The organism is Streptomyces camponoticapitis (assembly GCF_014646115.1).
GTDB classification, from domain to species: Bacteria; Actinomycetota; Actinomycetes; order Streptomycetales; family Streptomycetaceae; genus Streptomyces; species Streptomyces camponoticapitis.
On record NZ_BMMV01000008.1, the window covers coordinates 1 to 12066 of the forward strand.

The window sequence follows — 12066 nt, forward strand, 5'->3', positions numbered from 1 at the left end:
ATCAGTCAACTCATGACGTCTCACCACGACTTACCAACGACCAACAGACTTTGCGGACACGCCCTAGGGGGTGTCTTGTCGATCAGGCCGGATCAGGGAGCGGGGTCTGGTGCGTGCGATCGCAAGGCTGAGGAGGGAGGCATGGCGGAGCCATGCCGACCGACGACAACGCGGCGAGCGCGCGCACCAGGGACCGCGAGCCCGGCAGGACCGGCCAGGCACTCCCTAGGGGGTGTCTTGTCGATCAGGCCGGATCAGGGAGCGGGGTCTGGTGCGTGCGTGCGTGCCAGGGACCGCGAGCCCGGCAAGATCGGCACCTCTAGGGACAGCACAAGCCGGGACCCGCACCGTGCAGGTGCGGGCCCCGGCTGCGAGGTACGCGTCCGGAGATCAGGCCGGGACGATGTTCTCCGCCTGCGGGCCCTTCTGGCCCTGCGTGACGTCGAACGAGACCTTCTGGCCCTCCTGGAGCTCACGGAAGCCCTGGGTGGCGATGTTCGAGTAGTGGGCGAAGACGTCGGCGCCGCCGCCGTCCTGCTCGATGAAGCCGAAGCCCTTTTCCGAGTTGAACCACTTCACGGTTCCAGTAGCCATGTCATTCTCCTAAAACAGGTGCAGAGACGAATCCGCACTTCACGGATTCCTCGTCGCCGCATTGAGCCCCATCCGGAGAAGCCGGCGAAAACAATAAAATGCGCCTGAGGAACATTCCCGTCAGGCGCACATAAAGTTCATGGGTACCAAAACTGCAACGCGGTCAGCCTAGCACGGTCCGGGGGCTTACCCGGATCCGACACGCCCGGTCCCGATCGAACGGCGTCCGCGCGGGTCAGCCGCGCAGGATGCCCCGCGCGCGGGCCGCCCCGAGCCACTGCGGGAATTCCGCGACGAGCCGGTCGTACAGCACGTCGTCCGGCACCTCGCGCGGGTCGAGCCCGGCGTGGAAGAAGCCCGCGTTGTCGACGGACCGCTTCTGCGGGACGGCCAACTCGTCAAGTTTCTGAAGGAAGTTGAACTGCGAGCTGCGCTTGTTGCCGAAGCCGACGAACTGCCAGAACAACGGGAGCTCGGCCGCTTTGCAGAGATAGCGCTCCGCCGCGAGTTTGCTGATCGGCCCGCCGTCGGTCTGGAAGACCACCAGGGCGGGCGCGGTGGACCCGCTGTCCAGATAGTGGTCGATCACCGCGTCCATGGCGAGGTGGTAGCTGGTCTTGCCCATGTGCCCGAGCCCGGAGACGATCCGGTCGATACGGCCGCGGTGGTCGGCGAGCGCGATGTCCGTCTCGGCGTCGACGTCGGTGGAGAAGAACACGACGGGGACCACACCGTCGTCGTCCAGATTCGCCGAGAGGCCGAGCACCCGGTCGGCGAACGCCTGGACGCTGCCGTCCTGGTAGTACTCGCGCATCGATCCCGAGTAGTCGAGGACCAGATAGACCGCGGCGCGCTGACCGCTCATGCCGTGCTTGTGCAGTGATATGCCCGCCGACCGGTAGTGCTCGACCAGCGCGGGCGCGGTCTCCTCGACCTTACGGAGGCTGATGGCCGGGCCGGCCGCGAAGGGCGCTGTGGTCATGAGCGTTGCCATTCACTCGACGGGCGCGGGGGGTGCGTCGAGGCTACACATCAGGGCTCGCACATGCCACGGCGCCCGCCGTCGTCCGGTCGGGGACTGGCGGGCGCCGTGTCTTGCGGAGGGTCCAGGGGACGTCCCCCGGGCCGTCACCGTCCGTACGCCGTTGTACGGGACGTTCTCTTGTCTCAGACCGTGAGTGAACGGTCCGTCGGACGGATCGGGGCGTGCAGTTCGCTCGCTCCGGTCAGATAGCGGTCGACGCCGCGCGCCGCCGAACGGCCTTCGGCGATGGCCCACACGATCAGGGACTGGCCGCGACCCGCGTCACCCGCAACGTACACGCCGTCGACGTTGGTCGCGTACTCGGCGTCCCGTGCGATGTTGCCGCGCGCGTCCAGTTCGAGGCCGAACTGGTCCACGAGACCGTTGGACTGGTCGGTGCCGGTGAAGCCCATGGCGAGGGTGACCAGCTGGGCGGGGATGGTCCGCTCGGTGCCGGGCTTCGGTTCCGGGCGGCCGTCCTTGAACTCGACCTCGGTGAGGTGCAGCGACTGGACGTTGCCGTCCTCGTCGCCCTCGAAGTGGGTGGTGGAGACGGAGTAGATCCGCTCACCGCCCTCCTCGTGCGCGGAGGTGACCTTGTAGAGCATCGGGAACGTCGGCCAGGGCTGGTTCGGGGCGCGCTCCTCGCCCGGCCGGGGCATGATCTCCAGCTGGGTGACGGACGCGGCGCCCTGGCGGTGGGCCGTACCGACACAGTCCGCGCCGGTGTCGCCGCCGCCGATGACCACGACGTGCTTGCCCTCGGCGGTGATCGGGGAGACCGTCAGGTCGCCCTCCTGCACCTTGTTGGCGAGCGGCAGATACTCCATGGCGAAGTGGATGCCGTTCAGCTCACGGCCGGGCACGGGCAGGTCGCGCGAGACGGTGGCGCCGGCCGCGATGACCACGGCGTCGTAGCGCCTGCGGAGCTTCGCCGCGTCGACGTCGCGGCCGATCTCCGTCTCCGTACGGAACTTGGTGCCCTCCGCGCGCATCTGCTCGATACGGCGGTTGATGTGGGACTTCTCCATCTTGAACTCGGGGATGCCGTAGCGCAGCAGGCCGCCGATACGGTCGGCGCGCTCGTACACGGCGACCGTGTGGCCTGCCCGGGTGAGCTGCTGGGCCGCGGCCAGGCCGGCCGGGCCCGAGCCGATGACGGCGACGGTCTTGCCGGACAGCCGCTCCGGCGGCCGCGGGACGACGTCGCCGTTGTCCCACGCCTTGTCGATGATGGAGACCTCGACGTTCTTGATCGTGACGGCGGGCTGGTTGATGGCCAGCACGCACGCGGACTCGCACGGCGCGGGGCAGAGCCGGCCGGTGAACTCCGGGAAGTTGTTCGTCGCGTGCAGCCGCTCGCTCGCCGCTGTCCAGTCCTCGCGGTACGCGTAGTCGTTCCACTCGGGGATGAGGTTCCCGAGCGGACAGCCGCTGTGGCAGAACGGGATGCCGCAGTCCATGCAGCGTCCGGCCTGCTTGCTGATGATCGGGAGCAGTGAGCCCGGAACGTAGACCTCGTTCCAGTCGTTCTTGCGCTCGTCCACCGGGCGGGACTTGGCGACCTCGCGCCCGGTGGTCAGGAAGCCCTTGGGGTCAGCCATTGGTCGCCGCCTCCATCATCTTCTCGGTGGTCTCCTGCTCGGAGAGACCGGCGAGCTCAGCGGCGTCCTTGGCGGCGAGCACTGCCTTGTAGGTGGAAGGAATGATCTTGCTGAACCGGGCCACGGAGGTGTCCCAGTCGGTCAGCAGCTTCTCCGCGACGGTCGAGCCGGTCTCCTCGTGGTGGCGGCGCACGACGTCGTGCAGCCACTTCTTGTCGGTGTCGGAGAGGTCGGTCTCGACGGCGCCGAGGTTGCCGGCGTTGACGTTGTCGGAGTCGAGGTCGATGACGTACGCGACGCCGCCGGACATGCCGGCCGCGAAGTTGCGACCCGTCTCGCCCAGTACGACGGCGTGGCCGCCGGTCATGTACTCACAGCCGTGGTCGCCGACACCCTCCGAGACCACCGTGGCACCGGAGTTGCGGACGCAGAAGCGCTCGCCGGTGCGGCCGCGCAGGAACAGCTCACCGCCGGTCGCGCCGTACGCGATGGTGTTGCCCGCGATGGTCGAGTACTCGGCGAGGTGGTCGGCGCCCCGGTCGGGGCGGACGACGACCCGGCCGCCGGAGAGGCCCTTGCCGACGTAGTCGTTGGCGTCGCCCTCCAGGCGCAGCGTGACGCCGCTGGGCAGGAACGCGCCGAACGACTGGCCCGCCGAGCCGGTGAAGGTGATGTCGACGGTGTCGTCGGGCAGTCCCGCGCCGCCGAACCTCTTGGTCACCTCGTGGCCGAGCATCGTGCCGACGGTGCGGTTGATGTTGCGGATCGCGATCTGCGCGCGGACCGGCTGGGCGGCCTCGGGGCTCTCGGCCGCGAGGGCGTCGGCGGCCAGCTTGATCAGCTGGTTGTCGAGCGCCTTCGCCAGACCGTGGTCCTGCTCGATGATCCGGTGCCGTACGGCGCCCTCGGGCAGGGCGGGCACGTGGAAGAGCGGCCGGAGGTCCAGACCCTGCGCCTTCCAGTGGTCCACGGCCCGCTCGGTGTCCAGCAACTCGGCGTGCCCGACGGCCTCTTCGAGCGTACGGAAGCCCAGGCCGGCCAGGATCTCGCGGACCTCCTCGGCGATGAACTCGAAGAAGTTGACGACGTACTCGGCCTTGCCGGAGAAGCGCTCGCGCAGCACCGGGTTCTGGGTGGCGATGCCCACCGGGCAGGTGTCGAGGTGGCAGACGCGCATCATCACGCAGCCGGAGACGACGAGCGGCGCGGTGGCGAAACCGAACTCCTCGGCGCCCAGCAGCGCCGCGACGACGACGTCACGGCCGGTCTTGAGCTGGCCGTCGGTCTGCACGACGATCCGGTCGCGCAACCCGTTGAGCAGCAGGGTCTGCTGTGTCTCGGCGAGGCCGAGCTCCCAGGGTCCGCCCGCGTGCTTGAGCGAGGTGAGCGGGGACGCGCCCGTGCCGCCGTCGTGGCCGGAGATCAGGACCACGTCGGCGTGGGCCTTGGAGACACCGGCCGCGACCGTGCCGACACCGACCTCGGAGACCAGCTTCACGTGGATGCGGGCGGCCGGGTTGGCGTTCTTGAGGTCGTGGATCAGCTGCGCGAGGTCTTCGATGGAGTAGATGTCGTGGTGCGGCGGCGGCGAGATGAGGCCGACGCCGGGCGTGGAGTGCCGGGTCTTGGCGACCCACGGGTAGACCTTGTGGCCGGGCAGCTGGCCGCCCTCGCCGGGCTTGGCGCCCTGGGCCATCTTGATCTGGATGTCGTCGGCGTTGACGAGGTACTCGCTGGTGACACCGAAGCGGCCTGAGGCGACCTGCTTGATGGACGAGCGGCGCTCCGGGTCGTGGAGCCGGTCGGCGTCCTCGCCGCCCTCGCCGGTGTTGGACTTGCCGCCGAGCCGGTTCATCGCGATGGCGAGGGTCTCGTGCGCCTCCTTGGAGATGGAGCCGTACGACATGGCGCCGGTGGAGAAGCGCTTGACGATCTCGGAGGCGGGCTCGACCTCGTCCAGCGCGACGGGCTCGCGGCCGGAGTCGAAGCTGAAGAGTCCGCGCAGCGTCATCAGGCGCTCGGACTGCTCGTTCACCCGGTCCGTGTACTGCTTGAAGATGTCGTAGCGGCGGTTGCGGGTGGCGTGCTGGAGGCGGAAGACCGTGTCCGGGTCGAAGAGGTGCGGCTCGCCCTCGCGGCGCCACTGGTACTCGCCGCCGATGTCGAGCGCGCGGTGCGACGCCGAGATGCCGGAGGGCGGGTACGCCTTGGCGTGACGGGCGGCGACCTCCTGGGCGACGATGTCGAGACCGGCGCCGCCGATCTTGGTCGCCGTACCGCTGAAGTACTTCTCCACGAAGGCCTCGTCGAGACCGACGGCCTCGAAGACCTGCGCGCCGCGGTAAGAGGCGACAGTGGAGATGCCCATCTTGGACATGACCTTCAGTACGCCCTTGCCCAGCGCGTAGATCAGGTTGCGGATGGCGTTCTCGGGCTCCAGGCCCTCGATGAAGGTGCCCGCGCGGACGAGGTCCTCGACGGACTCCATCGCCAGGTACGGGTTGACAGCCGCGGCGCCGTAGCCGATGAGCAGCGCGACGTGGTGCACCTCGCGTACGTCGCCGGCCTCGACCAGCAGACCGACCTGGGTGCGCTGCTTGGTGCGGATGAGGTGGTGGTGCACGGCCGCGGTGAGCAGCAGGGACGGGATGGGGGCGTGCTCGGCGTCGGAGTGCCGGTCGGAGAGCACGATCATCCGCGCGCCGCTCTCGATCGCGGCGTCGGTCTCGGCGCGGATCTCCTCGATACGGGCGGCCAGGGCCTCGCCGCCGCCGCTGACCCGGTAGAGACCGGAGAGCGTGGCGGTGGTCATGCCCGGCATGTCGCCGTCGGCGTTGACGTGTATGAGCTTGGCCAGCTCGTCGTTGTCGATCACCGGGAACGGGAGGGTGACGCTGCGGCACGCGGCGGCGGACGGCCGCAGGATGTTGCCCTGGGGGCCGAGGGTGGAGCGCAGCGAGGTGACGAGCTCCTCGCGGATGGCGTCCAGCGGCGGGTTGGTGACCTGCGCGAACAGCTGGGTGAAGTAGTCGAACAGCAGCCGGGGGCGCGCGGACAGCGCGGCGATCGGGCTGTCGGTGCCCATGGAGCCGAGGGGCTCACCACCGGTACGGGCCATCGGCGCGAGGATGATCCGCAGTTCTTCCTCGGTGTAGCCGAAGGTCTGCTGGCGACGGGTGACCGAGGCGTGCGTGTGCACGATGTGCTCGCGCTCGGGGAGGTCCTCCAGCTCGATCTCGCCGGCCTCCAGCCACTCCTCGTACGGGTTCTCGGCGGCGAGCGTCGCCTTGATCTCGTCGTCCTCGATGACGCGGTGCTCGGCGGTGTCCACGAGGAACATGCGGCCGGGCTGGAGGCGCCCCTTGCGGACGACCTTCGCGGGGTCGATGTCGAGGACACCGACCTCGGAGGAGAGGACGACGAGGCCGTCGTCGGTGACCCAGTAGCGGCCGGGGCGCAGTCCGTTGCGGTCGAGGACCGCGCCGACCTGGACGCCGTCGGTGAAGGTGACGCAGGCGGGGCCGTCCCAGGGCTCCATCATCGTCGCGTGGTACTGGTAGAAGGCGCGCCGGGCGGGGTCCATGGAGTCGTGGTTCTCCCACGCCTCGGGAACCATCATCAGCACGGAGTGCGGCAGCGAACGGCCGCCGAGGTGGAGCAGCTCCAGGACCTCGTCGAAGGACGCCGAGTCGGAGGCGTCGGGGGTGCAGACCGGGAAGGTCCGCTCCAGCGTGCGGGGGTCGTCACCGAACACGTCGGAGGCCAGCTGGGACTCGCGGGCGCGCATCCAGTTGCGGTTGCCCTTGACCGTGTTGATCTCGCCGTTGTGGGCGACGAAGCGGTACGGGTGGGCGAGCGGCCAGCTCGGGAAGGTGTTGGTGGAGAAGCGCGAGTGCACGACGGCGACCGCGGTCGCGAAGCGGCGGTCGGAGAGGTCGGGGAAGAAGGGCTCCAGCTGGCCGGTGGTCAGCATGCCCTTGTAGACGATCGTCCGGGCGGAGAGCGAGGGAAAGTAGATCCCGGCCTCGCGCTCGGCGCGCTTGCGCAGGACGAACGTCTTGCGGTCGAGGGCGATGCCCGTGCGCGGGCCCGGGTCGGTCTCGCTGTCGGTGTCCGTCGGCGCGGAGACGAAGAGCTGGCGGAAGACCGGCATCGTCGAGCGGGCGATGGCACCGAGCATCTGCGGCGCGACCGGCACCTCGCGCCAGCCGAGGACGTCGATGCCCTCCTCGGCGGCGATCGTCTCGATCCGTGAGACGGCTTCGTCCGGGTTGTCGGCGGGCAGGAAGGCGATTCCGACGGCGTACGAACCGGCCTCGGGGAGCTCGAATCCGCTGACCTCGCGGAGGAACGCGTCCGGGATCTGGAGCAGGATGCCGGCGCCGTCGCCCGAGTCGGGCTCGGAGCCGGTGGCACCGCGGTGTTCGAGATTACGCAGCACGGTCAGCGCCTGCTCGACCATCTCGTGGCCGGGCACACCGGTCAGGGTGGCCACGAACCCGACGCCACAGGCGTCGTGCTCGTTACGGGGGTCATACATGCCCTGCGCAGCGGGGCGGCCATCCATGGGCGACCAGGCGTCGAAACGCATCGGCTCTCCCGTCGTCGTCGTGGCATATGCGATAACCGAGGGACGACGTTGGCCCTGGGCAAAATTTCGTGCAGGTTACATGATGGGTCGGCTGTTCAGAAAGCGGATAGCTGAATCCAGCATGTGGACGCCGCTCGCAGCGGCGAAGGGGTCTGAGGTGAACGGGATGCCGGACACCCGACCGTGGCGGAACGAGCTTCATTGCCCGCAGCGCCTACGGGTCATGCCCGGAGTTCAAGCGTTCGAAACAACCGGGAAACGGCTAAATATGTGACGCCATGCATAGTGTCCCGCCCTGGTGGCGGCAACGCCGGAGAATGGTCGAGGGATGTTCGTCACCACAGTGACGGCACCTCCCCGACCGCGCAATATGTCGTACGCCCGGAGGGTGGGGGCGCCGGCCGGGCCGGGCCCGGGTGTGGTCACCGGGCCCGGACGGCCGGTCAGACCGCTGCGCCGAACAGCGCCCCGAGCCCGTACGTGAGCGCCGCCGCCGTACCGCCGAGGAGCAGCTGGCGCAGACCGCTGAACCACCAGCTGCGCGCGGTCACCCGCGCCACGAGCGCGCCGCAGGCGAAGAGACCGGCCAGCGCCAGCAGCACGGCGGGCCACAGCACGGTGGCGCCGAGCAGATACGGCAGGACGGGCAGCAGCGCGCCCAGCGCGAAGGAGCCGAACGACGACACGGCGGCGACCATCGGCGACGGCAGATCGTCCGGGTCGATCCCCAGCTCCTCGCGCGCGTGGATCTCCAGCGCCAGCTCGGGGTCCTTCGAGAGCTGCTCGGCGACCTGACGTGCCAGCTCCGGCTCCACACCGCGCGACTCGTACAGCTCGGCGAGCTCCGCCATCTCGTCCTTGGGGTACTTGCGCAGCTCCCGCCGCTCCACTTCCAGCTCGGCCTGGACGAGCTCGCGCTGGGACGCCACGGAGGTGTACTCGCCCGCGGCCATCGAGAAGGCGCCGGCCGCCAGGCCCGCGAGACCGGTGATGACGAGGGTCTGCCGGTCGACGGAGCCGCCCGCCACGCCGGTCATCAGGGACAGGTTCGAGACGAGTCCGTCCATCGCGCCGAACACCGCGGGGCGCAGCCAGCCGCCGTTCACATCGCGGTGCGTGTGATTGTCACGGTGTGCTCCGTGGAGTGACGCCTCGTTGTCCATGACGGACACGCTGTCCCCTTCCCTGCTGTTCCCGCTGATCCGGCTGATCCGGCTGCTCGGGCGTGACGGGACACCCGCCACGGCTTCGAAAGTACGCACGAAACAAGGCACCCGCCAGCAAGGAAAGCCATGCTTACCAGGGCACCAGCCGGGTGACAGAGGCGCTTGTGCGACTCCTGCGGGGCGCCGCGTGGGACGTATGGGAGGAAGAGTGGCCTCCCTGGGGCCCGATGCGCGCGAAAGGCCCCGCGATGGAGTTGACTGCCTGCGGTTCCGGCCCCGGTCCTGGTGCCGGCTCGGGGGTCGACGAGGTCGCCGCTCTGCGGGAACGGGCGCGCGGCTCACTGCTCGGCCTCGCGGTCGGCGACGCGCTCGGCGCCCCCGCGGAGAACATGCGCCCTTCGGAGATCCGCCGCCGCTGGGGCCGCATCGAGGGATTCGTCAGCGACAACCCGGCCGGTACCGACGACACCGAGTACGCGATCTTCTCCGGTCTCCTGCTGGCCAGGCACGGCTCGGCCCTGACCGTCTCCCATGTCGAGAACGCCTGGCACCACTGGCTGGCCGACCTCGACGAGGGAGCGTTCCGGGGAGCCGGGTTCAGCGAGCGCGGCACGCTGGAAAATCTGCGCAGGGGCCTCGCCGCCCCGATCACCGCCCAGCACCGGCACGCCTGGAGCGACGGCCTCGCGATGCGGGCGGCCCCGTTCGGCGTCTTCGCGGCGGGCCACCCGGCCGAGGCGGCCCGGCTCGTCGCGGTCGACGGCACGGTCAGCCACGAGGGCGAGGGCATCTACGGCGGCCAGGCGGTGGCGGCCGGGGTCGCCGCCGCGATGACGGGCGCGGGCCCGGCATCGGTGGTCGCCGCCGCGCTCTCGGTGATCCCGATGGACTCCTGGACGGCCCGCTCGCTGCGCCGGGCGGTGGTCGCCGCGGGTCGGGACCATCCCGACACGCTGACCATGGAGCGGGCGGTCCGTTCGGCGGTCGTGATCGGCGGCTACCCGTGGACGGACCTGGCGCCGGAGGCGGTGGGCCTGGCCTTCGGAGCGTTCGCGGCGGCCCGCGGCGACTTCCGTACGTCGGTCCTGACGGCGGTCAACATGGGCCGCGACGCGGACACCACGGCGGCGGTGGCGGGAGCGCTTTCGGGTGCGGTCTCCGGCGCCGAGGCGATCCCGACGGAGTGGTCCTCGGCGATCGGCCCGGTCCGGGGCAGCTGCCTTCCGTCGATGCGCGGCTACCACGTCCTGGACATCGCGGACCTCCTGACCCCGGACGACGACGGGCAGGGCTCGTGATGAGCGGCCGGGGCCGTGGGGCGGAGCTGTCGGGGGGTACGGAGGCGGGCCCCCGGCCGCGGTACGCGGGGACACGGGACGAGACCCCGACCGGTCGGATTCCCGGTGGACCGAAGGGTGACGAGGCATCGCCCACCGGGCCGAACCCCGCACACCCGGACGGCGCGTACGCGGACAGCGGCGACCAGCTGCCCGGCCACAAGGCGAACGCCAGGCCTCCGGCCGGCCCTCAGCCGCCGTACACGCTGAGCGCGGGGACACGGGACGAGACCCCGACCGGTCGGATTCCCGGTGGACCGAAGGGTGACGAGGCATCGCCCACCGGGCCGAACCCCGCACACCCGGACGGCGCGTACGCGGACAGCGGCGACCAGCTGCCCGGCCACAAGGCGAACGCCAGGCCTCCGGCTGGCCCTCAGCCGCCGTACACGCTGAGCGCGGGGACGCAGGGCGAGGCCCCGGCCGGTCGGATCCCAGGCCGGTCGGAGGCCGGCACCGGCCTTCAGCCGCCGCAGGCGCTCCGCGGCGCCCACGAACGGCCCGCAGGCGGGCGGATCGCGGGTCGACCCGGGAGCGGTGGTCGGACGGGCGGCGGCGCCCCCCGGTGTGAGCACCTGGCGCACGGGGGCGGCCCCGGGGTGGACCGGGATCGTGTCGAGGGGCTGCTTCTCGGGCTTGGGGCCGGGGATGCCGCCGGGTGGCCCGCCGCCCGGCATCGGGCCGCGCGGATGCCCGAGTGGACGCGGCGGCTCACCCGGGAGCTCGACACCTTCGCCGAACAGAACGCGACCACCACCCTCCCCGTACCCATCGCCCTCAACCAGCCACCCGAGCCGCTGCGCCTCGGGCCGTCCGACGACGCCGAGTGGGCGGCCTTCGCCGCCGAGACCGTGCTCACCGCGTTCGGTGAGCTCTTCGTCGGTCTCCCCGCCGACCGCCGCACACGCGCCGCCGTCGACCTGGCCTGGTCCACCCTCGCCGGCGAGATCGCCGCGGCGGCGGACCGCGCGCCGGAGGTGGAGTCCGCCGTACTGCCGCTCCGCGCCCGGATCTCCGTACGCGCGGGGCTCGGCAATCTCGCCACCGGTCTGCGCCCGCCCGCGACGGGCCACGACAACCCGCACTACTTCGACGACGCGGCCTGCGTACGGGCGGTCGTACTGGCCGTCGTGCATCCGGGACGGCCCCACGACGCCGCCGAACTCGCGGAGTTCGACGCCCGCTACACGCAGGACGGCGACGGGGTGCACGGCGCCCGCGCCATGGCCGCCGCCGTGGCCGCGGCGCTCGGCGGCGCCGACACCGCGACGGCGGTCGACGCCGCGCTCGAACAGCTGCCGGACAGCACCGAGATCGGCCGCAACGCCCAGCACGCGGTCAAGCTGGCGCGGGACTTCGCGGACGAGCCCGCAGGAGCGTTCGCGCTCGTCCCCCTGCTGGAGCATCAGATCGTCGACCACGTCTACAGCTACGGCATCGCCGCCGCCGAGACCGTGCCGGTCGCCCTCGCCCTGACCCTCGCGTCCGACGGGATCGTCTCCGCCGCCGTACCCGCCGCCGCGTGCCTCTCGCGGGTCGCGGACTCGGCCCCGGCGCTCGCCGGTGCGCTGACCGGGGCGCTCGGCGGGGGCGCGGCCGTGCCCGCGGCCTGGCGCGACGCCTGCCGCGTCCTGGCCGGCTGCGCGCTGCCGCGTCTCGCGGGTACGGACCTGGTGGAACTCGCCGGTCTGCTGGCGCGCACCGTCGCCTCGGCGGACCACAACTCCCCGTAGCACCACGGGCGGCGAGC

Annotated in this window: 7 protein-coding genes; 2 read left to right on the forward strand and 5 right to left on the reverse strand. The window is 71.0% G+C overall.

Features of this window, described 5'->3' with window-relative positions; genetic code table 11:
- Positions 1 to 390: 390 nt before the first annotated feature.
- The 5 genes from IEY79_RS14340 to IEY79_RS14360 form a co-directional block, all read right to left on the reverse strand.
- Positions 391 to 594: a cold-shock protein gene (locus tag IEY79_RS14340; protein ID WP_015607926.1), complete on the reverse strand. Its 204-nt coding sequence runs from the start codon at positions 592 to 594 to the stop codon at positions 391 to 393.
- 235 nt (positions 595 to 829) lie between these two features.
- Entirely contained in the window at positions 830 to 1576 is a 747-nt protein-coding gene (locus IEY79_RS14345) for a VWA domain-containing protein (RefSeq protein WP_189107837.1), read from the reverse strand.
- Between the two features lie 185 nt (positions 1577 to 1761).
- On the reverse strand, positions 1762 to 3222 hold the full coding sequence (locus IEY79_RS14350; RefSeq protein ID WP_189107838.1) for a glutamate synthase subunit beta: 1461 nt from the start codon (positions 3220 to 3222) through the stop codon (positions 1762 to 1764).
- Positions 3215 to 7813: a glutamate synthase large subunit gene (gltB, locus tag IEY79_RS14355; protein ID WP_189107839.1), complete on the reverse strand. Its 4599-nt coding sequence runs from the start codon at positions 7811 to 7813 to the stop codon at positions 3215 to 3217. The genes IEY79_RS14350 and gltB overlap by 8 nt, the downstream gene beginning before the upstream one ends.
- 443 nt (positions 7814 to 8256) lie before the next feature.
- A complete protein-coding gene (locus IEY79_RS14360; RefSeq protein WP_373292544.1) occupies positions 8257 to 8976 on the reverse strand; it encodes a VIT1/CCC1 transporter family protein in 720 nt (239 codons plus the stop codon).
- A 251-nt stretch (positions 8977 to 9227) separates the two neighbouring features.
- Here IEY79_RS14360 and IEY79_RS14365 point away from each other — a divergent pair, with 251 nt between their 5' ends.
- Together IEY79_RS14365 and IEY79_RS14370 are read left to right on the forward strand one after the other, a co-directional pair.
- The gene (locus IEY79_RS14365; RefSeq protein ID WP_373292539.1) at positions 9228 to 10277 is read left to right on the forward strand and encodes an ADP-ribosylglycohydrolase family protein; all 1050 of its coding nucleotides are present in this window, start codon (positions 9228 to 9230) and stop codon (positions 10275 to 10277) included.
- Positions 10277 to 12049: an ADP-ribosylglycohydrolase family protein gene (locus tag IEY79_RS14370; protein ID WP_229700869.1), complete on the forward strand. Its 1773-nt coding sequence runs from the start codon at positions 10277 to 10279 to the stop codon at positions 12047 to 12049. Before IEY79_RS14365 ends, IEY79_RS14370 begins: the two co-directional genes overlap by 1 nt.
- The last annotated feature ends 17 nt before the right edge of the window (positions 12050 to 12066 follow it).

Bases quoted from the DNA above. Each gene is read 5' to 3' on its own strand.
- IEY79_RS14350 (WP_189107838.1), bottom strand. From the start codon at position 3,222: ATGGCTGACCCCAAGGGCTTCCTGACCACCGGGCGCGAGGTCGCCAAG.
- IEY79_RS14345 (WP_189107837.1), bottom strand. From the start codon at position 1,576: ATGACCACAGCGCCCTTCGCGGCCGGCCCGGCCATCAGCCTCCGTAAG.
- gltB (WP_189107839.1), bottom strand. From the start codon at position 7,813: ATGCGTTTCGACGCCTGGTCGCCCATGGATGGCCGCCCCGCTGCGCAG.
- IEY79_RS14365 (WP_373292539.1), top strand. From the start codon at position 9,228: ATGGAGTTGACTGCCTGCGGTTCCGGCCCCGGTCCTGGTGCCGGCTCG.
- IEY79_RS14370 (WP_229700869.1), top strand. From the start codon at position 10,277: ATGAGCGGCCGGGGCCGTGGGGCGGAGCTGTCGGGGGGTACGGAGGCG.
- IEY79_RS14360 (WP_373292544.1), bottom strand. From the start codon at position 8,976: ATGGACAACGAGGCGTCACTCCACGGAGCACACCGTGACAATCACACG.
- IEY79_RS14340 (WP_015607926.1), bottom strand. From the start codon at position 594: ATGGCTACTGGAACCGTGAAGTGGTTCAACTCGGAAAAGGGCTTCGGC.